This window comes from Alistipes sp. Marseille-P5061, from assembly GCF_900290115.1.
Taxonomy (GTDB): domain Bacteria; phylum Bacteroidota; class Bacteroidia; order Bacteroidales; family Rikenellaceae; genus Alistipes; species Alistipes excrementigallinarum.
In genome coordinates this window covers 610,584-635,093 of the sequence record NZ_LT985749.1, presented here as the reverse complement: position 1 = coordinate 635,093, position 24,510 = coordinate 610,584, and the positions used below count along the sequence as shown (strand labels likewise).

Annotated in this window: 15 protein-coding genes; 6 read left to right on the top strand and 9 right to left on the bottom strand. The window is 63.9% G+C overall.

Annotated features, from left to right (window positions below):
• Positions 1-357 precede the first annotated feature (357 nt).
• The 6 genes from C8267_RS06415 to C8267_RS06390 are packed head-to-tail and all read right to left on the bottom strand — an operon-like array spanning position 358 to position 11,413.
• Positions 358-1,263: a hypothetical protein gene (locus C8267_RS06415; protein WP_234025710.1), complete on the bottom strand. Its 906-nt coding sequence runs from the start codon at positions 1,261-1,263 to the stop codon at positions 358-360.
• Between the two features lie 11 nt (positions 1,264-1,274).
• Positions 1,275-2,756: a RagB/SusD family nutrient uptake outer membrane protein gene (locus tag C8267_RS06410; protein WP_106634076.1), complete on the bottom strand. Its 1,482-nt coding sequence runs from the start codon at positions 2,754-2,756 to the stop codon at positions 1,275-1,277.
• Positions 2,757-2,769: 13 nt separating this feature from the next.
• Positions 2,770-5,850 carry a SusC/RagA family TonB-linked outer membrane protein gene (locus C8267_RS06405; RefSeq protein WP_106634075.1) on the bottom strand — a complete coding sequence of 1,027 codons (3,081 nt, stop codon included), beginning with the start codon at positions 5,848-5,850 and terminating at the stop codon, positions 2,770-2,772.
• A gap of 20 nt (positions 5,851-5,870) precedes the next feature.
• The gene (locus C8267_RS06400) at positions 5,871-7,223 is read right to left on the bottom strand and encodes a trehalase family glycosidase (RefSeq protein ID WP_106634074.1); all 1,353 of its coding nucleotides are present in this window, start codon (positions 7,221-7,223) and stop codon (positions 5,871-5,873) included.
• A gap of 44 nt (positions 7,224-7,267) precedes the next feature.
• A complete protein-coding gene (locus tag C8267_RS06395; protein ID WP_234025709.1) occupies positions 7,268-9,814 on the bottom strand; it encodes a beta-mannosidase in 2,547 nt (848 codons plus the stop codon).
• Between the two features lie 33 nt (positions 9,815-9,847).
• Complete coding sequence (locus C8267_RS06390; RefSeq protein WP_106634072.1) at positions 9,848-11,413, bottom strand: SusE domain-containing protein; 1,566 nt, start codon at positions 11,411-11,413, stop codon at positions 9,848-9,850.
• 341 nt (positions 11,414-11,754) lie between these two features.
• Between C8267_RS06390 and C8267_RS06385 the strand changes: the two genes are divergently transcribed.
• From C8267_RS06385 to C8267_RS06370, 4 genes are read left to right on the top strand one after another with little or no spacing between them, the layout of a single operon-like run.
• Complete coding sequence (locus C8267_RS06385; protein WP_106634071.1) at positions 11,755-13,761, top strand: glycoside hydrolase family 97 protein; 2,007 nt, start codon at positions 11,755-11,757, stop codon at positions 13,759-13,761.
• A gap of 11 nt (positions 13,762-13,772) precedes the next feature.
• Positions 13,773-15,107, top strand: coding sequence for an MFS transporter (locus C8267_RS06380; protein WP_106634177.1), 1,335 nt, complete (start codon positions 13,773-13,775; stop codon positions 15,105-15,107).
• Positions 15,108-15,119: 12 nt separating this feature from the next.
• Complete coding sequence (locus C8267_RS06375; protein ID WP_087362541.1) at positions 15,120-16,010, top strand: helix-turn-helix domain-containing protein; 891 nt, start codon at positions 15,120-15,122, stop codon at positions 16,008-16,010.
• Between the two features lie 23 nt (positions 16,011-16,033).
• Positions 16,034-17,239 (top strand): glycoside hydrolase family 26 protein, encoded by a 1,206-nt coding sequence (locus tag C8267_RS06370; RefSeq protein ID WP_106634070.1) that lies wholly within the window; start codon positions 16,034-16,036, stop codon positions 17,237-17,239.
• A 155-nt stretch (positions 17,240-17,394) separates the two neighbouring features.
• Here C8267_RS06370 and C8267_RS06365 read toward each other — a convergent pair whose 3' ends face one another.
• The gene (locus tag C8267_RS06365) at positions 17,395-18,579 is read right to left on the bottom strand and encodes an MFS transporter (RefSeq protein WP_106634069.1); all 1,185 of its coding nucleotides are present in this window, start codon (positions 18,577-18,579) and stop codon (positions 17,395-17,397) included.
• Positions 18,580-18,811: 232 nt separating this feature from the next.
• Here C8267_RS06365 and C8267_RS06360 point away from each other — a divergent pair, with 232 nt between their 5' ends.
• Entirely contained in the window at positions 18,812-19,789 is a 978-nt protein-coding gene (locus C8267_RS06360) for a dihydroorotate dehydrogenase-like protein (protein WP_087362539.1), read from the top strand.
• Between the two features lie 246 nt (positions 19,790-20,035).
• The gene (locus tag C8267_RS06355) at positions 20,036-21,127 is read left to right on the top strand and encodes a linear amide C-N hydrolase (protein ID WP_106634068.1); all 1,092 of its coding nucleotides are present in this window, start codon (positions 20,036-20,038) and stop codon (positions 21,125-21,127) included.
• A 179-nt stretch (positions 21,128-21,306) separates the two neighbouring features.
• Here C8267_RS06355 and C8267_RS06350 read toward each other — a convergent pair whose 3' ends face one another.
• Together C8267_RS06350 and C8267_RS06345 are read right to left on the bottom strand one after the other, a co-directional pair.
• On the bottom strand, positions 21,307-23,046 hold the full coding sequence (locus C8267_RS06350) for a BACON domain-containing protein (protein WP_106634067.1): 1,740 nt from the start codon (positions 23,044-23,046) through the stop codon (positions 21,307-21,309).
• A gap of 257 nt (positions 23,047-23,303) precedes the next feature.
• Positions 23,304-24,458 carry a hypothetical protein gene (locus C8267_RS06345; protein ID WP_158699734.1) on the bottom strand — a complete coding sequence of 385 codons (1,155 nt, stop codon included), beginning with the start codon at positions 24,456-24,458 and terminating at the stop codon, positions 23,304-23,306.
• Between the last annotated feature and the right edge of the window lie 52 nt (positions 24,459-24,510).

Below are 24,510 nucleotides of genomic sequence, written 5' to 3'. Positions count from 1 at the left end.
GCCTGGCTGGTGCCGGAGAGGCGTCGGACGGGAGCCGGCGTGGCGGAACCGTGCCGAAGTCAGCGTCTGTGCCGGAGGCGTGTACCGGAGGCTGGCAGCTTCCGTGCCGAAACCTATGCGGGTGCCGGGGAAGTGCACCGGTTGTGGTCGGTTCCGTGCCGATGCCGGCTCTGTATCCGCCGGCAGTGCGGGGCAGTTCAGCCGCCCGGCGGATGTTGAGGGGGGGGGCCCGACGCCCCTCTCCCGCCTGAGGAGTCCGGGGATGACGGTGCCCGGTCACCTATAAAAACTAAGAGCGGAGCCCTCCACGGTGGAGGACTCCGCTCTTTTCATGCGGGGGCGGAACAAGGTCCGGCGTCACTCGCTGATTTTGTACATCACGTAGAAGAGCTCGGTCGAACTGCGCCACATGTTGTCGTAGAAGTTGTCGCGCGACGGCTCGCTGCTTGCATCCGGCAGGATGAAGCGGAAGAGCGTGTTGTCGCCCTCTTCGCCGAAAATCATGGTCGAGGTGACGTTGTTCTGCGTGATTTTCATCTGGTTGGTGGTCAGGTCGAGCGTCCACTGCGATTCGCCCGGCGGCAGCAGGTGGCGCAGACGCGGGTTCATGTCGAGCGGCGACTCGACGCTGTAGGGCGCCATCACGCCGTAGAAGTTGCCGTAGGCGCCGTCTTCGCCAGCCGAGTGGACGAGCGTGCCGGTCAGCGCATTGTCCGTAATCTCGCCCAGGGTGATGGTCACCCGGTCGTCGTACTCGGGGAGTCCGTAGTCGCCGAACTCCGAGCCGCTGAGCTGCGTGGTCCACGAACCGTCGCCGACGCCGCTCACGCGCTGGTCGCACGCCAGCTTGACGTCGATGATGCGCCACGTCCCCAGATAGAAGGGGTCGTAGGTCTCCAGGTATATCCACCAGTCGAGCACGTGGCCCGAGGCCGAGGTCACGCGGATGCGGGCGCGCCGCTCGGGGTTGCTGAAGTTGAGCATGTCGCCCTCCTTGACGTCCGACGTGGCCCCCTTCGAGAGGACGATGCCCGTGACGGGCACGTGGGCGTAGTCGTAGTCGTCCTGGTCGAGGATGTAGACCGTCGCCGTGGCGCGGTCGCCGTCGCGCTCGGTGATGGCCTTGCCCATCTGTCCCTCGATACGCAGCTCGAGCAGCGTGCGTTCGTTTCCCGAAAGCTCCTGGTCGATGGTCTTTTCGCAGGATGCTGCCGTGGCGACGAGCAGCGCCGCGGCGGCTATGGTCATGAGTCTGTTTTTCATCGTCGTGAGGTTTAACGGTTGGGGTTCAGGTCGAGTTCGCGCTGCGGAATGGGGTAGAAGGCAGCCTCCTCCTCGGAGAGTTTGCTGGCCTCGGGAACGGTCGAGGTGACCGAAGCCGTGCGGCGCAGGTCGTAGAGGCGGTTCCCCTCGAAGGCCAGCTCGAGCGCACGCTCCTGGATGACCGCCGTGCGGAACTCCTCGAGTCCCATTCCCGCGGGCAGGTCGGGGATGCCGGCGCGCTCGCGGATGCGGTTCACCAGCGCCAGACCTTCGTCGGGTCCGGCCGCCTCGGCGAAGACCAGTGCGATGTCCGAGTAGCGGATGAGGTAGGGACGGGCGCTCGTGCGCTCGCCGATGAAGTCCGGGTCGACGTACTTCGACGAGAAGTATCCGCGGACGGGCGAGGGGGTCACCACGTTGCCTTGCTCGTCGTAGATGTCGCGGTGGATGAGCTCCGTGCGGCGCTTGTCGGCCGCCATGTAGGTCTGCTCGGCGAAGGAGTCCTCGATGAGGAAGACACCCCAGCCGTTGCCGTTGCCGCGCTGCAGCGAACCGTCGCTGTACTTGATGTAGATGGGCGCCGAGCCGTTGTTCGGGAGGAACTGGAGTGGAATCTTCGAATACATGCCCTCGTCGGTACCGCTGCGGTCGATGGCCATGATGAAGATGTGCTCCGGTCCGTCGGGCTTCTCGACGTCGTAGATGGCGCGCAGGTCATCGTCGAAGCCGTAGATGCCCGGGTAGTCGAAGACCACCTTGCGCGACCACTCCTCGGCCAGACGGTACATCTCGTCGGACGAATAGCTCATGTCGGTGTAGCCCGGCGCACGGTGCGCGATGCTCGAGGCGAGCGTGAGGTAGACCTTCGAGAGGAGCGCCTGTACGCCGACCTTGTCGATGCGGCCGAAGACCTTGTTGACCGTGAGCATCGGCTCGGCACGGTTGAGGTCCTCGAGAATCCGTTCGTAGATTTTCTCGATGGAGGGGGCCATTTCGGGGGTCGTCTGCTCGAGCGAGGCGATGGGCTCGGTGTAGAGCGGCACGCGGCCGTATCCGCGCACGAGGTTGAAGTAGTTCCAGGCGCGCAGGAAGAGCGCCTCGCCGATGACACGGTTCTTGACCGTCTCGCTCAGGCTGCTGTCCGTCACGCGGCGGATGACCGTGTTGGCGCGGTTGATACCGATGTAGCAGTACTTGAAGTAGTACATCGTCAGCTCCGTTTCGGAGTTAACCGTCCACTGCTGAAGCATGTGGATGTCGCCCGGCTCGTCCGACTTGGGATACATCGTCTCGGTGGGGATGTCGCCCAGATACCAGATGCCGCGCAGGTATTCGAGGTAGTTCAGTGCGTTGTAGGCATACATGAGGCCCGACTCGGCATCCTCCTCGGTCTTGTAGAAGTTGTCGCTCGAGTAGAATCCGTAGGGCGTTTCGTCGAGCGAGCAGGCGGTCAGCAGCGAGCAGGTGACCAACAGATGGAATATGCGTTTCATGTTCGGTTGCGTTTTAGAAGTTCAGGTCGAGTCCGATGGTGTACTTGCGGAACTTGGGGTAGCCGCCCCAGTAGATGCCGTCGAGTCCCACTTCGGGGTCATACCCGTCGAAGCGGGTGAAGGTGTAGAGGTTGTCGATGTTGGCGTAGACGCGGATGCTGCGCAGGAAGCGGCTCTTGAGGTTGATGTTGTACCCCAGCGTGATGTTCTGGATGCGCAGGAACGAGCCGTCCTGGATGAAGTAGTCCGAGAGCCAGTACTGGCGGGCGTTGTTCAGCCGCGGGAAGTCGTTGGTGGGGTTGTCCGGCGTCCAGCGCTTGGCCTTCACGCGCGGGCTGAAGGTGTAGTTGTTGTAGAGCACGTCGTTGCCGTAGACGCCGTAGAGGAAGACCGACAGGTCGAGGTTCTTCCAGCGCAGCGAGAGGTTGAGGCTGGCGGTGAAGTCGGGGTTGGGGTCGCCGATGATGCAGCGGTCGTCGGCCGTGATGGCGTAGTCGCCCGTCAGGTCGACATACTTCAGCTCGCCCGGACGGTCCTTCAGTCCGTCGGGGTCGATGAATCCCGGGTCCTCGCCCTCCTGGATGATACCGTCGACGCGGTAGCCGTAGAAGACGTTCATCGGCTGTCCGACGGCATAGATGCTGGCGTTCTGGTTGAACATCGAGATGGGGCTGCCCGTCACCTCGTAGTACATGCCCGTGAGGAAGTCGCGCGACAGACCGCTCGAGATGGCGTCACCCAGGCTGACCACCTTGTTGCGGTTCATCGAGTAGATGAACGTGGCCGAGAAGTCCCAGTCCTTCGTGTGGACGATGTCGCCCTCGAGGCTCACCTCGAAGCCCTTGTTCTCGACCTCGCCGTCGTTGACCCAGATTTTGTCGTAGCTCGACGAGAGGGGCAGGTACTTTTCGCGCAGCAGGTCGGTGGTGCGCTTGTAGTAGACGTCGGCCGTGATGCGCAGGCGGCGGTCAAAGGCGGCGAAGTCGACGCCGAAGTCCACTTGCGAGGTCTGCTCCCACTTCAGGTCGGGGTTGGCGATGCCGCCCCACACCATGTAGCGGTTGTTGGCGCCCGTGCGGCCCACCTCGTAGCCCGGTCCGATGACCGTCTCCCACTTGCCGTCGTGCCAGAACTTCTCCATGCCGTAGCGGTCGAGCGTCTGGTAGCAGCTGATGCCCTGGTTGCCCGAGATACCGTAGCTCAGACGCAGCTTCAGCTCGCTGAGCCACGACGACTTCTTGAGCCACGGCTCGTTGTGCATCTTCCAGCTCACGGCACCCGAGGGGAAGTAGCCCCACTTGTTGTTCTTGCCGAACTTGGTCGAACCGTCGGCACGCATGGTGAAGGTGAACAGGTACTTGTCCTTGAGCGTGTAGTTGAGTCGTCCGTAGAAGGAGAGCAGCTTCGAGAGGTAGTAGCCGTCGTTGGAGATTTGGCGCATCGAGGGGTCGCCGGCATTCATGTTCTCGTTGCCCAGCACGTCGTTGACGAAGCCGCGCGAGGTGGTGTAGAGTCCGCGTCCGGTCTCCCAGTTGTAGGAGTGTCCCAGCATGACGCTCAGGTCGTGGTTCTTGTTGAACTCGCGGTGGTAGGTGGCGTAGGTCTCCGAGAGGAGGTTCTGCGCGAAGGAGTTGTTGATTTGAGCGATGCCGCCGTTGTCGTGGGCGTCCTGCGAGGTGTTGCTGGCGCGGTAGACGTCGGCCACGGTGGTCTGGTAGCGGTAATCCAGCTGCGAGTGGAGCGTCAGCCCCTTAATCAGCTCCCAGTCTACGGCCACCGAGTTGATGTAGTCGCGTCCCGTGTTCTTGTTCTTCACGTTGTTCATGATGATGAGCGGGTGGCTGAAGTCCTGCGCACCGGCGAGGAAGTAGTCGCCGTTCTCGTCATAGACGGGCCAGAGCGGGTTGCGGCCGTATTCGAGCTCGTTGCAGATGTTGCGGTTCGAGACCGAGACGACGCTGTAGGTCGAGAGCTTGAAGTTCTTGAAGAGCTTGTAGGTGATGCCGAGGTTGGCGTTCAGACGGTTGTAGGAGTCCTTCTTGTAGAGTCCCTGGTCGTCGTGGTAGTTGACGTTGAGGTTGATGGAGGAGCGTTCGTTGGCGCTGTTCACCGAGACGGTCGTGCTGTTGAGCACCGGGGTGCGCAGCGTGAGGTCGACCCAGTCGGTGTTGGCCCACTCGCCGTTCTGGATTTCGAGCAGCGAGGGGTAGTAGACGCCGCCGATGGTCTGTCCGATGTAGAGCGGGGTGAGGCCGGCGTTGATTTGCTCCTCGTTGGCCACCTGTGCCATGAGCATCGGGTCGTGCCAGATGTCGAGCTCGTCGGAGAGCTGGCTGACAACGGTCTGGTGCTTGAACGAGATGTTGGTCGTCCCCTCCTTGGCCGACTTGGTCGTCACCAGAATCACGCCGTTGGCACCGCGCGAACCGTAGATGGCCGAGGCCGAGGCATCCTTGAGCACCTCAATCGACTCGATGTCCGAGACGTTGATTTGCGAGAGGTTTCCGGCATCGCCCAGCGGGAATCCGTTGACTACGATGAGCGGGGTGTTCGAGCCTTCGAGCGAGCTGTTGCCGCGGATGCGGATGACGGCGCCCGAACCGGGGTCCTGCGAGGTGTTCATCACCTGCAGACCGGCGGCGCGGCCCTGCAGCAGTCCGTCGACCGAGGTCGAGGGGATGCTCGTCAGGTCGTTCATCTTGACCGAGGCGACCGAACCGGTCAGGTCGCTCTTCTTGACGGCGCCGTAGCCCACCACGACCACGTCCTCCATCAGCTGGGAGTCCTCCGTGAGCGTGATTTCGTAGAACGAGGCGGCCTTGGTGACGGCCTGTTCGGCGCTCTTGTAGCCCAGCATCATAATCTGGAGCGTGGCGCCCGGTGCGGCGTCCAGCGCGAAGCTGCCGTCGCTGAGCGAGGTCGTGCCGGTGGTGGTCCCCTTCACGATGACGCTCGCACCCACTACGGGGTTGCCGGCCTGGTCGGTGATTTTACCCCGGATTTCGGCCGTCTGGGCGGTGACGCTCCCGAGCGACAGCACGAAGAGCAGCGTCACGAGCAGACGTACCGGCTTGAATGGTAGAAGTCGTATCATAGGTTGGTGTTTTAAGGTTTTCAGTAGTTGATGAGTTGCTCGGGCAGCGGCTCGGGGGTGAGTGACCCGCTCAGGTAGTCGTCCAGACAGATGAAGGTGCCGGCCGTCCATCCCAGCATGGCCGGGGTGTCGTATTCGGCGCTCACGTCGGTCGAGCCGTCGAGGACGTTGTACTTCTCCCACAGGTTGCCCGTCGTGCGGAAGGTTGCGGCCACGGCCTGGAGCCATTCGCCGGCCAGACGGCGCGCTTCACGCTCGAATCCGTAGCGGGCCAGACCCTCGACCGCATAGAGGCAGGTGGGGGGCCAGCAGTTGGGGTAGGACCACTGGTAGACGTAGTCGTAGGGACGCTCCTCGCAGGCGGCGATGCCGCAGTCATACTCGAGGCGGTCGAGGGCGGCGACAATCTGCGGGGCATACTCCCGCGTGACGGCTCCCGTGTAGAGGAGCGAGAAGACGGCGGCCGAGAGCACCTCCGAGCGGCGGTCGTTCACGTAGTCGTAGTCGTAGAACTGGCGGCGTTCGGGGTCATAGCAGTAGCGCATGATGCGTGCGCGGCGTTCGCGTGCGCGGTCGAGCCACTGCTGCACCTCCTCCTCGGGACGTCCCAGCTCGCGGGCGAAGCGGGCGAAGTTGAGCTCGTAGAGGAAGAGGTTGGCGTTCAGGTCCAGAGGGCAGAAATCGGTGCAGCGGCGTTCGAAGCGGGGGTTGAAGTCCCACCCCGATTCGGCCTCGGCCACGAAGTCGAGCCCCAGCTTGTGCAGCTCCTCGGGCGTGCGGCCCTGGGCCAGGAAGTCGGTGCCGAGACGCTCTCCCGCCGTGACGAGGAACTCGTTGACGAGGGCATCCGAGGCCGAGCTGCCGTAGCGGTTGAGCCCCACGGGGGTGATGCGTTCGCGCATCCAGAAGTCGTATTCGCGTTCGAGCGTGCGGTAGGCCTCGGCCAGCCAGTCGCGGTCACCCGTGGTCCGGTAGACGCGGTCGACCATCATCGAGAGGTAGGGCTGTTGCGAACGGGCCTCGTAGTAGGTGCGGCTGCCGTTGTAGACCTTGCCGAAGCGGCGCACCATGTAGAGCAGGTTGTCGGTGTTGTTCTTCGCCAGCTCGGCGTGGCCGTCGCGGACCAGCCCCTCGTTGGTGAAGAAGGTGTCCCAGTAGTACATCTCGCGGAACATCGCCCCGGCGGTGGGGACCGTGTAGGGGTGGGGCAGCCCGATGAGGGTTGCCGTGTCGCGCGGCGAATACTGGATGGTGGAGTCCCAGTTTTCGTGGATGAAGGTGCGGACCGCCGCAATCTCGGGCGAACGCCCCTTCTGCGCGCCGCATCCCGCCAGCAGCGGGAGCAGCAGCGCAAGGGTTGTGAGTCGGTTCATGAGGTTCGTTTGGTTGTTTTGGGGGTCGTTTTCGGGAGTGCGGGTCAGTAGGTGTCGGCCAGCGAAAGGGTGCCGAGCCGCGATTCGAACTCCTCCTGCGGCAGCATCGTGCGGACGCTCACCGTGCGGGGTTCGCCGGGCAGCAGGTCGAAGAAGTTGTCCGAGAAGTGGAGCAGCTCGCCCTCGACCGAGAGGTAGAGCCCCCGCACGAAGCAGTCGGACTGGAGCGTCACCTCGTAGCCTCCGTCGGCGGGTTTCACCCGGCGGGTCACCTTCGCATCGGGGTAGTCCATCTGCTTCTGCTGGACCAGGAAGCAGTTGTTCGTGTAGAGCCGCTTCCCCGTGCGGAGTTCGGCGCGGACGACGCACTGCTCGGGAGCCGTGCCGTCGAGCAGCTCGTCGAGCGTGAGCGTGAAGAGCTTCGTGCTGGCGTTTGCCGGAATCAGGACCTTGCGCGAGAGCCGCTCGGTCGAACCGCCGCGAAGCCCCACTACGCGCAGCGTCAGCTCGCCCTCGGCCGGTTGCAGCCGGTCCGAAACGACGTAGAGCTCCAGCTTGCCGTCCTTCACCACGGGCGAGACGAGCAGGTCGTCGAAGGCCTGGCGGGCAAAGTAGTGCTGAGCCTTCCAGGTGCCGTACCAGTCGCGGCTCGACCACGAGGCCACGGGCCAGCAGTCGTTATGCTGCCAGTAGAGCGAGCCCCAGCAGTAGCCCTTGTCGCGGCGGTGCGCCTCGATGGCGGTCTTGATGGCGTCGCCCTGGAGAATCTGCGAGGCGTAGAGGAAGCAGGCGAAGTCGCGCGGTTCGTGGTATTCGCTGAGCAGGTAGCTGCGGATGAGGTTGTTGGCATGGTCACCGCCCCGCTGGTGCGCCATCATCACCTCCGAGGTGATGCTCCAGTCCCCGGAACAGGGCGCATAGCGCTTCACCGACTCGAAGCAGGGGAACGACTGGAAGCCGTACTCGCTGAAGAAGCGGCTCCGCTGGCGGTTGTACTCGGCGATGGGCTTCTTGGCGTGCCATACCTCCCAGTAGTGGCGGTCACCCTCGTGGTCGTTGCTCACCTTGCCGTAGTCGGAGAAGGGCGAGGTGGGCTGATAGCCCGTTCCGGGGGCGTATTGTGCCACCACCTGGTCGAGCATGTGGTAGTACTGCTCCTCGTATTCGGCCCAGATGATGTCGGCATACTTGGGGTCGACCTTCTGCACGTCGTAAATCCAGCCCGTGAGCCACGAGTCCTGGTTCTCGTTGTTGCCGCACCAGTAGACCACCGAGGGGTGGTTGCGCAGCCGCTTGACGTTGTCGATGGCCTCCTGGCGCATGTTCTCGAGCAGTTCGCCGCGTGCCGGATAGACCGCGCAGGCATACATGAAGTCCTGCCAGACGAGGATTCCCATGCGGTCGCACAGCTCGTAGAAGTAGTCATCCTCGTAGATGCCGCCGCCCCAGATGCGCAGCATGTTCATGTTCACGGCAGCCGCATCGCCCACCGTGCGCTCGTAGACCTCGTGGGTGACGCGCGGCAGGAAACAGTCGCAGGGGATGTAGTTGGCCCCCTTGCAGAAGACCGGTTCGCCGTTGAGCACGAAGCGCAGCGAGCGTCCGTAGGCGTCGCGCTCCTTCTCGACCACGACCGAGCGCAGACCCACGCGGGTCTCATCCTCGGCCAGTGTCTTCCGGCCCCGGGTGACCTCGGTGCGGAAGGTGTAGAGGTGCTGCTCGCCCATGCCCAGGCACCACCACAGCTTCGGGTTGCGGATGGTGAAGGGGACGGTGACGGTATTGAGACCCTTGTGCAGCGCCGTGCGGGTCTCGCCCAGCTTGCGCTCGCCGTCGTAGACCGCCACGCGGACCTCCTTCATCGGCTCGGCAGCCTCGATTTCGACCCGGGTCTCCACCTCGGCGCTCTTGCGGTCCACCTGCTTCTGGTAGTGGAAGACATCCTCGATGCGCAGGTCGTTCCAACCCCGCAGCTCGACCGGGCGCCAGATGCCCGAGGTGACCAGACGCGGACCCCAGTCCCAGCCGTAGTGGTAGCCCGCCTTGCGGGTGAAGGGGCTCAGCTTCTTGTCGATGAGCCCGCCGTTGGCCGCCTGGTCGTTCCACGCCTCGTAGTGGTAGGGGAGGGAGTCGTAGAGCGGCAGCGCCACCTTGATGGGCGAGTGGAAGTAGATGAGCAGTTCGTTGCCCTTATCGAGCAGCAGCTCCTCCACCTCGACGGCCCAGCGGCGGAACATGTTGTCGGCTTCGAGAATCCTCTCTCCGTTCAGATAGACGTCGGCATAGGTGTCGAGCCCCTCGAAGCAGAGCCGTGTATGGTCGCAGGCCGCCACCTCGGGCGTGAGGTCGAACATGGTCCGGTAAATCCAGTCCTCCTTGTCAATCCATTGAAGTCCGCGCTCGTTGAGCCGGAAGTAGGGGTCTTCGATGATGCCGTTGGCCATCAGGTCCGTATGGACCACGCCCGGAACGGTGGCCGGATACCAGTTCGTGAGCCGGGCCTGTCTGAAGCTCCACCCCTCGTGGAGCTGCTGTACGGGAGCCTCGGCCCGGGCCGCCGGCATGGCGGCCCCGAGTAGAGACAATGTCATGAATAGTGCGATGATTCGTTGATGCATGGCTGATTATTGTTCCAGGGTGAGCGTGAGCGTCATCGTGTTGAGGTTGAGGTTGATGGTGTAGGTGCCCGAGGCGTATCCGAAGCGCTGTGGATAGAACTGCGGGTCGCCGTACGAATCGCTCGTCGCCTGGTCGTCGATGCGGAGCACGGTGCCGAATGCGGCGTCGGGCTGCTGTCCGTACCAGGGCCACCATCCGTCGGCCGAGGCGAAGATTTTGAATCCCTTGTACTCGTCGTCGAAGTTCATCCGGATGCCCGTGGCCTCCCATTCGTTCTCGCCCTTCTTGGGCAGGTAGGTGCGCGTGTCCCAGCCGCCCGGCGTGGCGGCGCCCGTCATCGAGTAGGCGGTCGAGTAGTCGACACTCTGCGTGAGGGTCATCTTCATCTCGAGCAGGTTGACCTCCATGGTGTAGACGCCGTTCTTGAAGCCCAGCTTGCCGGGGTATACCTGCGGAACGTCGGTGTCGGTGACGCGCTGCAGGGTGATGTTGTCGGCCGTGGCGTCGTCTGCCATCGCGTAGTAGACGCTCCAGTTCTCCAGCTTCTCGTACATCTTGAAGCCGCGGTCGCCGTTGCTGCCGAAGTCCATGACGAGGTTCTCGGCGCGGTAGATGCCCTCCTCGACCTTGGCCAGCGGCGTTCCGGTCCAAACCCAGCCCCAGGTGAAGGCGTCGCCCAGCAGGTAGAGCTGCTCGGGAAGCGCCTCGGCGGGAAGGTCTCCCGTGCGGGTGATGGTAAGCTCCAGGGCATCGAGGTCGAGGCTGATGCTGTACAGACCGTTCTCGTAACCGAACGAACCGGGCTGGTACTGCGCGTCGCCTTCCTTGTAGACAAGCGTCTTGCCGAAGGTGTCCGAGCCAAGGTCCTGGGCCGCAAAGCGCGGGTCGTCCAAATCGTCGAGGTTGCGCGAGAAGTAGAGCTTGAAGCCGTTGTTGATGCTTGCGGGCTGTACGCGCAGCTCGATGTCGGAGGCCTCGTAGCGGTGCGAGCCGGGCGACGTTTCGGGAATTTCGAGCGCCTGCGTGAGGTCCCAGCCCCACGAGGTGGCGGCACCCACCAGGTAGACGGCGGGCGGATAGGCCGGATAGGCGGTCTGCGCCGTCACGGTGCAGACGAGCGTCTGCGAAAGCTGCGTGTCGAATTCATCGTCGCGGTTCTCGGCATAGACCACCAGACGCAGCGGCGTGGCCACGCCCGGTTCGATTTCGAAGTCGGAGATGAGCATCCGGTTGAGCTCCTCGTTGGTGAAGTCGTAGCTCAGTTCGGTGCCGGCGTCGAAGACCAGCGGGTTGGTGAACATGTCGCCCTCGCCGTGGTTGACGTAGAGCGAATAGCGGACATCGACCTCGGGGTCGTCGGTGGCGGCGCTCCACTCGGCGTGGAGTACCGTCTGGTCGGGCTCTTCGGGCTCGACGAGGACCTCCTCGGCCGAGAGTGTCAGCACGGGAGGGGTGAGTATCCCCTCGCCCGGCGGGGTCGGCACGCTTGCCTCATCGTCCGAGCAGGAGACTCCCGACAGCAGAAACAGGGTCGCAAGACCCGTCGTCAGAAAGTGGAATTTACTCCTCATACAGGTTATGTTTAGGTTTTGGTTGTTTCAAGGCACGAGCAAAATTAAACCTTTCCGGAGACCTATGATAAGAAAGGTCAGAAATGCAAAAGAGATTGAACGAATCGTACTACATTCGATACTTTTCGGAACGGGATTGTGTGCATGTTCGAAACGGAAACGGGCTGATGGGGGCTTTTGTGTTTTCTTTTTGTGGTACTATTCGCTCTTTGTTTGGTATTTTCCGATTGAAATAGTTTGCATTCCTTGGAAAATTCTCACGCGAGGCGTATTTTTACATCGAAATGATTCGGCGATTTGCAAATCATTGAAAACCAACATACTGCTAAAACCAAATCCTTATGCGAAAATTCTTTCCCGTCCTTTTCCTTCTGCTGTCGCTGCAGACGGCAGCCCTCGGAAAGGAGAAAACCTGTACGATTCAGTCGCCCGACGGACGCCTCGAATTGACCGTTACGTGCGGTGAGCGAATTGTATACAATGTGAGAACCGAAAATGAGCGAGTCGTATCATCCGACGGAGTCGCTCTGGAGCTTGCCGACGGTCGGACGTGGGGCCTTTCGTCGCATGTGAAGCGCGTGCAGCACTACCTGCTCGATGAGCAGGTGCCTGCCCCCTTTTATAAGAGGTCGCAGGTTGCGGACCGCTGCAACGGCCTGCTGGTCGAGTTCCGCGAGGGCTTCGCGCTGGAGTTCCGCCTCTACGACGACGGCATGGCCTACCGCTTCCTCTCGCGTACGGACGACGAGGTGACGCTCCGCGGCGAGCGCGCCCCGTTCCTCTTCCCCGAAGGCTCAACGGCGGTGGTTCCCTACGTGCGCGACACGCCGCAGCAGCACGAAGGGCTCCCCTTCGGCGAGCAGTTCATGCAGTCGTTCGAGAATACCTATACCGAGACTTCGCTCTCCGCGATGGACTCCACGCGACTGGCCTTCCTGCCGCTGCTGGTCCGCACGCCGGGCGGCGAGCGGGTCTGCATCACCGATGCCGACCTGGAGAGCTATCCCGGCATGTTCCTCCGACGTGCGGTCGCCGACCGGCTCGAGGGTGTCTTTGCTCCCTGCCCGCGGCGCATCGTTGCGGGCGGCTACGACCGCATGCAGGGCGTCGTCGAGGAGTACGAACCCTACATCGCCCGCATTGCGGCGCGGCAGACGCTCCCCTGGCGGGCGATGGCGCTGGTGCGCAACGATGCGGAGCTGGCCCAGACCGACCTGGTGTGGCGTCTGGCCTCCCCCTGCCGGCTGGACGACATCTCGTGGATTGAGCCCGGCAAGGCGGCCTGGGAGTGGTGGAACGGCTGGGGCCTCTACGGCGTCGACTTCGAGGCGGGCATCAACCAGCGCACCTATGAATACTACATCGACTTCGCGGCCGCCAACGGCCTGCGCTACGTGGTGATGGACGACGGCTGGAGCGCCGGCCACCACCGTCCCTTCGAGACGGCGGGTGACATCGACCTTCCGGCGCTGGTCGCCTACGGCGCCGAGCGGGGCGTGGGGCTGATTCTCTGGATTGGCTACCTCCCCTTTGCCGGGCAGATGGAGGAGCTCTGCGCCCACTACTCGAAGATGGGCATCCGCGGCTTCAAGGTCGACTTCATGGACCGCGACGACCAGCTGCTCACCGACTTCGTCTACGAGGCGGCGCGTACGGCCGCCCGCTACGGACTGCTGCTCGACCTGCACGGCATCTACAAGCCGACGGGCGTGCAGCGCACCTATCCCAACGTCATCAACTTCGAGGGCGTGCACGGCCTCGAACAGGTGAAGTGGTCGCCCGTCGAGGTGGACCAGGTGACCTACGACGTGACGATGCCCTTCATCCGCATGATGGCCGGTCCGGTCGACTATACGCAGGGGGCTATGCGCAACGCCGTGCGCGAGAACTTCCGCCCGGTCAACGGCGAACCGATGAGCCAGGGGACGCGCTGCCGCCAGCTGGCGCAGTACGTCGTCTTCGACGCGCCGCTGTCGATGCTGTGCGACGCCCCCTCGCAGTACGAGCGTGAGGAGGAGTGCCTGCGCTTCATTGCCGGCGTGCCGACCGTCTGGGACCAGACCCGCGTGCTCGAAGGCGAGGTGGGTCACTGCATCGTGACAGCCCGCCGCAGCGGCGAGGTGTGGTACGTGGGTGGCATGACGGGCTGGAAGGCCCGCACCGTGCATCTCGACCTCTCGTTCCTGCCCGAAGGTACGTACGACGTGGAGCTCTTCCGCGACGGGGCCAATGCCCGCCGCATCGCGCGCGACTACCGGCGCGAGGTGCTGACGCTCGACGCATCTGAGGGGCTCGACGTGGAGCTCGCCCCCGGCGGAGGCTTCGCCGCACGCATTGTCAAACATTGATGCCGCCGGCCATGCGTCTCTCCGAAAAAATCGGCTACGGACTGGGCGATGCCGCCTGCTCGATGCTCTGGAAGCTCTTCAGCGTCTACCTGATGTTCTTCTATACGGACATCTGTGGCCTCGACGCCTGGGTGGTGGGCCTGCTCTTTCTGGTGACACGCGTGTGGGATTCGCTGCTCGACCCCTTCGTGGGGCTCGTGTGCGACCGGACGCGCAGCCGCTGGGGAACGTTCCGTCCGTGGCTGCTGTGGGGCGCGCTGCCCTTCGGTCTGCTGGGGGTGCTCACCTTCTCGATGCCGGACTGGAGCGAAGGGGGCCGCGTGGCCTATGCCGCGGTGACCTACTCGGCGATGATGGTCGTCTATTCGCTGGTCAACGTCCCCTACGCCTCGCTGCTGGGGGTCATCTCCTCCGATGCGCAGGAGCGCACGACGCTCGCCTCCTTCCGCATGGCCTTCGCCGCGGGCGGCAGCATCCTGGCCGTGCTGCTCATCGAGCCGCTGGCGCGCCTCTTCGGCGGTGAGGCGGGGCATCCCGGCGGGTGGACCGCCTCGGTGGCCGTCATCTGCGCGCTGGTGGTGGCGCTGCTGCTGGCCACCTTCCTCTCGACGCGCGAGCGGGTACGTCCCGTGCGGAGCGAACGCCATTCGGTAGCCGTCTCGCTGCGCGATTTGATGCACAACCGTCCGTGGCTCATCCTCGCCGCGGCGGCCATCTGTCTGCAGCTCTTCAACGCCTTCCGCGAAAGCGGTACGGTCTACTACTTCAAATACTGCATCGGCGAGGGGGACTCCTCCGTCGTGCTGGGAGGCGTGGCCCTCACCGGCTCGGCCCTCTTCGTGGCCGTGGGGCAGCTCTTCAACATCGTCGGTATCATCTTCACCCCGGCGCTGGCCGCCCGCTTCGGCCGCCGGCGCGCACTGGCCGGCGTGCTGCTCGTCACGGCGCTCCTCTCGCTGGGCTTCCGCCTGGCCGAGGGGGCGGGTCTGGCGGCGCTGCTGGCCGCTCAGGCACTCATCAGCCTCGCCGTCGGAGGCGTGCTGCCGCTGCTCTGGGCCATGTCGGCCGACGTGGCCGACTATGCCGAGCGGTGTACGGGCCGCCGCGACACGGGGCTCATCTTCTCCTCCTACTCGATGGCCCAGAAAATCGGCTGGTCGGTCGGAAGCGCCGCCACGGCGTGGATTCTCTCGCTGGCCGGCTTCGAGGCTAATGCCGTGCAGAGCGAGGCGACGCTCTCGGTCATCGGCTTCCTGCAGAGCATCCTGCCGGCCGCCGCTGCGCTGGGCGCCTTCGTCTTCGTGCTGCGCTATCCGTTGCGAGACGGACAACCTGTCGAATCCTAAACACCTGCTGCCATGTCCAACCCCAACATACTGACCGAAATACCGCCCATCTCGCCCCAGGACTGCTTCGTGGTCTTCGACCGCTACAAGCGCGAGTTCTGCTATCCGGTGCATATCCACCAGGAGTACGAGCTCAATCTGGTCTGCGGCGCGCAGGGAGCCACGCGCATCGTGGGAGACTCCATCCGCGAAATCGGGGCGCTCGATTTGGCCCTCATCACGGGCTCCTATCTCGAACATGCCTGGCTCAACGGCAACTATGCCTGCGATGCCGACGTGCACGAGGTCTGCATCCAGTTCTCGCCCGAGCTCTTCGAGAAGGGCTTCATCGACAAGAAGCAGTTCCACCCCATCCGGCGGATGTTCGAATATGCGCAGCGCGGCATCGCCTTCTCCGAGCAGACCATCGTGCGGGCGGAGCCCTATTTCGAGCGGCTGGTCTCCAGCGGCGAACGCTTCGCGTCGGTGCTCCACTTCCTGGCGCTGCTCAACTTCCTCGCCTGTGAGGGGGACTACCAGATTCTGGCCCAGCGGAGCGTCTCGACCGAGCCCGACAACTACAACAGCCCCCGGATTCGGAAGGTGATGCAGTTCCTCAACGAGAACTACCGCCGCGACATCCCGCTTGCGGAGGTGACGGCGCTGGTCAACATGAGCGAGCCCACCTTCCGCCGCTTCATCAAGCAGCACACGGGCAAGAGCTTCGTCACGCTGCTCAACGACATCCGGCTGGGCGCTGCCTCGCGGCTGCTCATCGAGTCGCCGACCAAGAACATCTCCGAGGTGGCCTACATGAGCGGCTTCAACAACCTCTCGAACTTCAACCGGATATTCCGCCGCTGCAAGGGGATGACCCCGCGCGACTTCAAGACCTATTATTCGCAAAAGAAAATCAACGTATAACCAACCTTAAATCCCTGAACGACATGAAATTGAAATTCTCGCTCCTGCTCGCATGCGCCTCCATGGCCATTTCGACGGCCGTCGGTTGCACCGATGAACCCGAGACGCCGAACCGGACGCCGACGGGCTATCCCGAAGGTCCCAAGACGATGGTCGACCCCGCCGCATCGGCCATCACGCGGACGCTCTACGAAAACCTCTTCGTGCTGGCCGAGCGCGGCACGATGTTCGGCCGCCAGATTCCCACACTCTACGGTCTGGACAACAACCAGAAGTGGTATGCCGGTGAGCGGACCGACCTCTCGGATACCAAGTATCTGACGGGCAGCCATCCGGCCGTCTGCGGCTGGGAGCTCTCGAACCTCGAGTTCGGACTGGATGCCAACATCGACGGCGATGTCTTTGACGACGTGCGCAAGCACATCATCGCCGCCTTCGAGCGCGGCGGAATCAACACCCTTTCGTGGCACTGCGCCAACCCGGTGACCGACGGCAATGCGTGGGATGTTACGCGTGCCGTCTACACCATCATCCCGGGCGGTGCGAACCACGAGAAGTTCAAGGGTTGGCTCGACCGCATAGCCGACTTCATCGGCAGCCTCAAGTCCTCCGACGGTGAGCTCATTCCGGTGATTTTCCGCCCCTGGCACGAGCATTCGGGTTCGGGCTTCTGGTGGGGCAAGGGCAACGCCTCGGCCGACGAGTTCATCGCCCTGTGGCAGTTCACCATCACCTATCTGCGCGACGTGAAGGGGCTGCACAACATCATCTGGGCCTATTCGCCCGACATGATTCACATCAATTCGCGCGATGCCTACCTCGAGTACTGGCCCGGCGACGAGTGGGTCGACATCCTGGGACTCGACGCCTATGACCGCGACGGCGAGGACTACGGCCACAAGGGGCTGCAGATGGTTCGCCTGATGAAGAACATCGCCTACACGAAGAACAAGCCGCTGGCGTTGACCGAGACGGGTCTGGAGAACAACAGCCCCGAGGATTCGGACTATTTCAACAAGAAGTGGTGGACGCAGATGCTCTACAAGGTCATCGAGGGGCAGCCCGTCAGCTTCGTGCTCGTATGGCGCAACGGCGACTTCCCGCGCAACGGCGGCCACTACTTCGGCGCCTTCCGCGGATGCTACTCCGAGGAGGATTTCCTCGACTTCGCGGCCAAGAAGCAGGTGCTGCTGGAGAACGACCTTCCCGACATGTACTCGCCGTTGTAGCGAGCGGCCCGACGATGTCGGCATCGGCGGAGCGAACGTGGCTGTTGCGTTCGCTCCGCCTTTTTTGTCCCGTGCATGGGATATGGCGGGCGGTCGCGCCGCTTTTCAGCGGCGGGAAGGGATGCGGTCGGGACGGCAGAGGGGTTGTTGCCGGGCTATTGCTGCGGCCGCTTCGGCGTGAGGGTGGTGAGCAGCGAGCCGAAGGCCAGCACGGCGCCGGCCGCCACCACGCCCGGCCAGCCCCAGCGGCTCCACGCCAGCCCCGAGAGGAGTGTGCCGAAGGCGCCGCCGATGAAGTAGATGCTCATGAAGAGCGTGTTGATGCGGTTCGAGGCCTGCGGCTCGAGTTCGAACAGCGGGGCCTGGTTGCAGAGCTGGATGCCCTGCATGCCGATGTCAATCAGCACGATGCCCGCCACGATGGCCGCATAGCTCCCGGCGCCCGCGCCGAAGAGCCCCCAGGCGGCAAGCTGCAGCAGCGCCCCGACGGCGCTCAGGCGGCGGACGCCGTAGCGCGGGATGTAGACCCCCACGTGCGAGGCGGTGACGGCCCCTGCGATGCCGCAGAGCCCCAGCAGCCCCACCACGTCGCTGCCGGCGTGGAACGGAGCCCCGGCCATCTTGAAGGCGAGCGACGCCCAGAAGCACATGAACGACCCGAAGGCCAGGGCGGCGCGCAGCGCATGGAGCCGCAGCGCGGCGTAGCGGCTGAAGAGCGTGGCCAGCGAGCGCATCAGCGCGCCGTATCCCCCCGTGAAGTTGCGCGGCGTGTCGGGAAGCACGCGCAGGATGACCAGCGCCGAGAGAACCATAAGCCCCGCGGCGATGCAGTACATCTCGCGCCAGCCGAGCACCTCGCCCACCGCACCGCTCACTACGCGCGAGGCGAGGATGCCGCTGAGCAGCCCCGAGAGGATGATGCCCACGTTGCGGGCCTTGTCGGCCGGCCGGGAGTACTGGGCGGCGAAGGGGATGAAGATGTGGGGCATGACCGAGCAGAGCCCCGTGAGGAAGGAGAAGAGGTGGATGGTGCGGATGTCGCGGGCGGCGGCGATGGCGAGCAGCGAGAGGACCAGCACCGAGAAGTTGACCAGCACGATGCGGCGGCGGCTCACCAGGTCGGCCAGCGGGATGATGAAGAAGAGCCCCAGAGCGTAGCCTCCCTGGGTGTAGAGGGCGATGTGGTTGGCCTCGAGCGTCGTGGTGTGGAGCTCTGCGCGGAGCATCTCCAGCAGCGGCTGGTTGTAGTAGAGGTTGGCGACGGAGACGCCGGCGATGACGGCCAGCGTCAGAAGCAGGCTGCGCGGAAATCCGGCACCCTCTCGAAGCATTGCAGGCATGACGATAATCGGTTTGGGCGGCCCAAAGGTACGAATAAAAACGCGAAAACGCGCCGCTTCGCACCGCGCGGCCGTTGCGGTGCGCCGCCCGGTCGGATTTCCGCTCCGAAGGGGCAAACGGGCGATTTTCACGCTTTTTCTTGGCCGTTAGCGACTTTCTTCCTATATTCGCTGTGTTTTCGCAGCGTGCGGAACAGACAGATTCGGTCAACAATACAAACACATAACGATTATGAAAACCAAATACCTGGGACTGGAGCTCTCCAGTCCGGTCATCGTCGGCAGCTCGCCCTATACCTCCACCGTGTCGGGGCTGGTGCGCTGCGCCGAGAATGGCGCCGGCGCCGCCGTCCTGAAGTCGATTTTCGAGGAGCAGATTCTCCACCACGCCGCCTCGCTGGGGCGTCAGTCCGAGTCCTACTACGGTGATGCGGAGCTCTATCTGCAGCGCTACCTGGGTGACAACTACAAGGCGGAGTTCCTCCAGCTGCTCTCCGACGCCCGCGCCAAGTGCTCGATGCCGCTCATCGCCAGCATCAACTGCGTGGGTCTCGACGGCGAGTGGGTCGACTACGCCACGCTGATGGCCCAGGCCGGCGCTTCGGCCCTCGAGCTGAACATCTTCCTCCAGCCGACCGACATCCACACCTCGTCGCAGGAGCTCGAGCGCCGCTATGCCGAAATCGCCGGCAAGGTGGCCTCGGCCGTCCGGGTGCCCGTCTCGGTGAAGCTCTCGATGCGCTTCACCAACCTCTTTGCGGTGGCCGACTCGCTGGAGGCCCGCGGCGTGAAGGGCGTCGTGCTCTTCAACCGCTTCTTCGAGCCCGACATCGACGTCGAGCGGATGCAGTTCATCGAGAGCTCGCCCTACAGCGAGCCTTCGGAGCTGCGCAACGTGCTGCGTACGGCGGCCATCTGCTCGACGGTGCTCCCCAAGCTCGACCTTTCGGTCTCGACGGGCGTACACGACGGTGAGGCGGTGGTCAAGGCGCTGCTCTGCGGCGCCCGGAGCGTGCAGGTATGCTCGGCGCTCCACCGCGGCGGCTACGAGGTGGTGGCCCGCATGAACGAATACCTCGACGCGTGGGCTTCGCGTCACGGCTTCTCCTCGCTCGAGGAGTTCCGCGGCCGGCTCAAGTTCGGCGACGACACGGCAGCCATGGCGCAGCGCGTGCAGTACATGAAGTATTTCCCCGCTTCGGCCGAATAGGCGGAGCCGGGTCACTTTTCCCGATTGAACGGGGGCTCCGCACGGCGGGGTCCCCGTTTGTTTGCGGGAAGACCGTTCGTTCCCTCTCCCGGGCAGGGTTGGCGCCGGCAGCCGCGGTGCGGAAAAATGTTGCCGTCGTGCCTTGGACCGGCAATCGGGGCCCGACTCTTGCAGGAGGCAAGAACAATGCGGAGGTCCGACGGGCCCCCGCAGCGAGTAGTGAAACCTGATAAGATAGTTCAGCTTATGGAAAAGAGACTTTTCTGGAGCCTTGCGGCCGGGGGGCTGCTCCTTGCGGCGGGGCTCGGCGCCCTGCGGGCCGAGGCCTGCACGGGCATCACGCTGCGGGCCGCCGACGGGTCGCAGGTGGTCGCGCGCACCATCGAGTGGGGCGGCAGCGACCTCAACAGCCGCTATGTGGTCACTCCGCGCGGCTATGCCCAGCACTCGTTTGCCCCCGACGGCGGTACGGGCATGTCGTTCACGGCCCGTTACGGCTACGTCGGACTGGCCGTCGAGCGGCCGGAGTTCGTCGCCGAGGGGCTCAACGAGGAGGGGCTCTCGGCCGGACTCTTCTACTTCCCCGGCTACGGGCGCTACGTCGACTTCGACGCCGCGCAGCGCGACGTGACAATCGCCGACCTGCAGGTCGTTCCCTGGATTCTGGGGAGCTGCCGCACGCTCGACGAGGTGTGGCAGGCCGTCGCCCGCGTACGGATTGTCTCCGTCTATCCCGGGGCGTCGACCGTCCACTGGCGCTTTACGGACCCCTCGGGCAGTCAGCTGGTGCTGGAGATTGTCGACGGACAGGCGCACTTCTACGAGAACCGGCTCGGGGTGCTGACCAATTCGCCCGGCTTCGAGTGGCAGATGACCAACCTCTGCAACTACGTCAACCTGCACGGCGGTTCGGCCCCCGGGCAGTCACTCGACTCCGTGGCGCTGGCCCCCTTCGGGGCGGGCAGCGGCATGCTGGGGTTGCCGGGCGACGTCACTCCGCCGTCGCGCTTCGTGCGGGCGGCCTTCTATCAGGCCACGGCGCCCCGTCAGGTGACGGGTGAGGCGGCCGTGCGCTGCTGCTTCCAGATTCTCAACAACTTCGATATCCCCATCGGAGTCGAATTTGCGGCCGGACAGCAGCCGACCGATATCCCCAGCGCCACGCAGTGGACCGCGGCGGCCGACCTGACCCACCGCCGGCTCTACTACCGGACGATGTACGACAGCGCCATCCGCTGCTTCGACCTGACGGATATCGACTTTGCGCGGGTGAAGTACCGCTCCGAACCGCTCGACCGCGTCCGCGAGCAGCCCGTAACGCCCGTTCGGGTGCGGTGACCGGGTGTGCGGTAACCGGGTAAGGAGACCGGCCGTGCTTCGGTTGCCTCACCGCTGCGCTTCTGTCTGTGCCGTTGCGTCCCGTTGCGGAACCGTGCCTGCGGACCGGCCCGAAACGAAGAGGAAGGTCTCCTGTTGCAGGAGACCTTCCTCTTTCTTTGTTGCGTTGCGCGATGCGGCTATCTCTTGTACCTGGATATCCGCTGTGCGGAGCCCGGAGCCTTTGCGCTGCGCTCCCTGAGGCGGTCGAGCGGTCGTACCGACGGTCCCTGCTCCCGAACGCCGATGTGCGGAGCCCGGAGCAGGCTGCGCGTCATGGCCGATGCGCTGTAGTAGGAGTAGTCGGCCGTCGAGATGGTTCCGCTCCAGCTTCCGTCCCAGGCATATCCCTGGTCGTCGACAAAGTCGAACGAGAGGGTGTAGCTTCCGTCGCCGTTGTTGGTGATGTCGAGGTTGCCCGACATGGCGGGGGCATAGGCATATACGTAGCCTTCCGAGTCGAAGTCGCCGACGTAGATGGTTCCACCCAGTCCGCCGTCGCTGCTCACCATGCCGCGAAGATATTCGCCCGGTGCGGGGTAGTCGTTGTCCGCTGCGGTGTAGGTGCCCGAAGTGATGCCGCCGTCGAAGCTGCCCTCCCCGGCTACCAGGTCGATGAGCAGGCCGTCGGGACCCGTCGTGGGCAGGATGGAGATGGTCCAGTTTCCACCGCCGGTGCCGTAGTAGTCCCCGTAGAAGGAGGCTTCGGCCGTTGCCCCATCGAGGTCGAGCGTGTAGTCGCCCGTGAGGGTGGAGACGGCGTCGCCCGTCTCGCCGGACGAGTCGGTCAGAGCGATGGAGCCCGTGTAGCTGGCCGTTACGTTGCACCCTTCGGCGGTGACCAGGTCGCACGTCACCGTGTAGCTGTCGCCTCCGCCCGTGATGGTCATGCTTCCCGAGGCGATGAGTCCCGTCTGGATGCTTACGTCGTCCTTGAAGTAGAGGGCATAGCTTCCGTCGGGGATTCCGTAGTAGCTCGAACCCGGCTGCAGCGTCATGGAGCCTCCTCCGTCGGATACGGTGTAGGTCCCGGCGACGGGCTCTCCCGTGTCGTTGACAGGCATGAAGGCGTTGAGCGTCAGTGTGGTTCCCGGGGCCGTGACGGAACCCGACGCCATGTCGCTCATCTCGATGAGAAGCTCCATCAGTTCACCGTCGCTGCCCTCGTAGGTTGCCGAGCAGGAGGTGGCCTTCAGGTCGATGTCCTCGTAGATGGTGTCGCTCGCGTAGGATGCCGGGCCTTTGTATACGACGTGGTGGGTATTGCCCTCGAGGTCCGTCAGGAAGGCCTCGAGAAGCAGCGTCTCACCTTCGTACGAGACAACCATCCGTCCCTCGGTGAATTCGGCGTCGTGGATGGTATTGCCCTGGTCGTCGACCTGCATGAATTTCGAGTAGTCCGACGAGAAGGTCATCTCGGCGGTCGCTCCGGATGCCCCCAGCCTGTACTCGCCGGCCGGAAGTGCGATGCCGGCATCGGCTTCGGGAGCCGGACCGTAGGTGTCGAACAGATAGTAGGTGCCGCCGTTCTGCGCATAGCCGTCCGGGGTGAACTCCTTGTCGGAAATCCAGATGTACCAGTTGTGTTCGCCGTTGCTTCCGAAATCGTCTCCGTAGTAGGTCCCCGTGAAGATATCCAGCGTGAGGTCGAAGTCATACTGCTCCGAAGCCGTTGTGGCATCCTGCACGGCGGTGATGCGGGCCTCGACGCTCTTCCCCTGGCCGTAGGTGTAGGTCAGCGTCAGCGTCTGGCTGCGGCTCTGGTCGCTTTCGTTGGCGTCGGCCGTGAAGGTGAGCTGGCCGGCCTGGTCGCAGTCGAAGTCGTGTATCCACTCTTCGGCCGACGTGGCGGAGAGGAGGCCTCCCTGTACGGGATTCACGATTTCATAGGCCAGCGTGACGGTTCCACCCTCGGCCGGAATGGTCTGCGGGGTCTGTGCTCCGACCTCGATTTCGGGGGCGTCGGTCGGCTGTTCCGTCGTTCACGAGTCATCGTTCTTGCAGCCTGTCAGCAGCGCGGCGGACATTGCAATCAGTAAGAGATACTTTTTCATAGGCTTGTGGGTATTTGTGGGTATTCGTATCTGTGGTATCGGGTCGACGGAGCGCGGTCGTGTGTATCGGTGCCGGTTCGAATCTAATCCTTGCGCCGGGCGTCGATTTTGCGGTCCTGCTCCCGGGCGCCGTAGAGGGTGCTGTGCTGCGAGCCGTCCTTCGCGCGGTAAATCTGGGGCTGGGGCGACTCCTTGGCCCCCACGTTGACGGCGAAGATGCAGAGGCCGACCAGCACCGCCATGATGATAATCTGCAGGATAATCTTGAAGATGACCACCGCCAGCATCACGGCCGAAATGATGAGTCCCAGCAGATAGACGATGCTGAAGAGCGTGATGAGGATGCCGTTCGAGCGGCCGAAGGTGGCGATGTTCTTCCGCGCGCCGCGGCCGATGAGCAGTGCCGAGACGGCGACGGGAATCAGCAGCGAGAGGAGGTCGGCCACGAAGCCCGTGAAGCCCGCGAGCTGGAAGAGCAGCATGACCACTACCAGCACCGGCAGCAGCAGACCGATGGCCCACGCCACGGGACGGAGCGAGATGCGCGGCTCGTCGCCCTCTTCGGTGCGACGGCCGTCGAAGAGCAGCCGCGCATAGAGCCGGATGCTGTAGTACTGCATCAGCACGACCACCACGAAGGGGATGGCACGCCACAGAGCGCCCCAGAAGCCCCATAGCTCGTCGTCGCACCACCAGGCCATGTCGGACCCCAGGACGATGAAGGCGGCCACCTCGAGCAGCGAGGCTGCAGCCAGACAGAGCGGAAGCGCCTTGAGTGCCACCGAGCGGAGGGCGCGGCTGCGCTGGCCGAGCAGTCCGAGCAGCGTGCCGGCCACCACCAGCAGCACGATGGCCAGGTAGGGGGCCGAACTGGCGAAGAGGTGGGCCAGCGGCGAATGCCGGCGGACAATCTTTTTCGGAAGGGGGTTGGCCACGTCGGGGGCGTTGTCGCTGCTGAAGAGGACAGAACCCGGCATGACGCGGTAGTGGACACCGTCCATATCGAAGACCAGACGCCCCTCGTCCATCTCGACCAGGTCGAAGGTGTAGCCGTCGGGCAGCGTGGCGAAGGAGTAGGGCTGGTACTCGGTCCATCCGCTTTCGGCCCGCACGACGCGGACCACCTTGACCGAATCGGTGAAGAGCGGGTCGATTTCGAACCGTTGGGCCGTGGCCCGTTCGGGCATCAGTGCGAGCAGAAGAGCCGCAAGGAGCAACAGAGTGTTGAGGTGTTTCATGGGATGAGGTTTGTTATGGTTTACTTGATGTCGATTGCATCGCCGTACATGC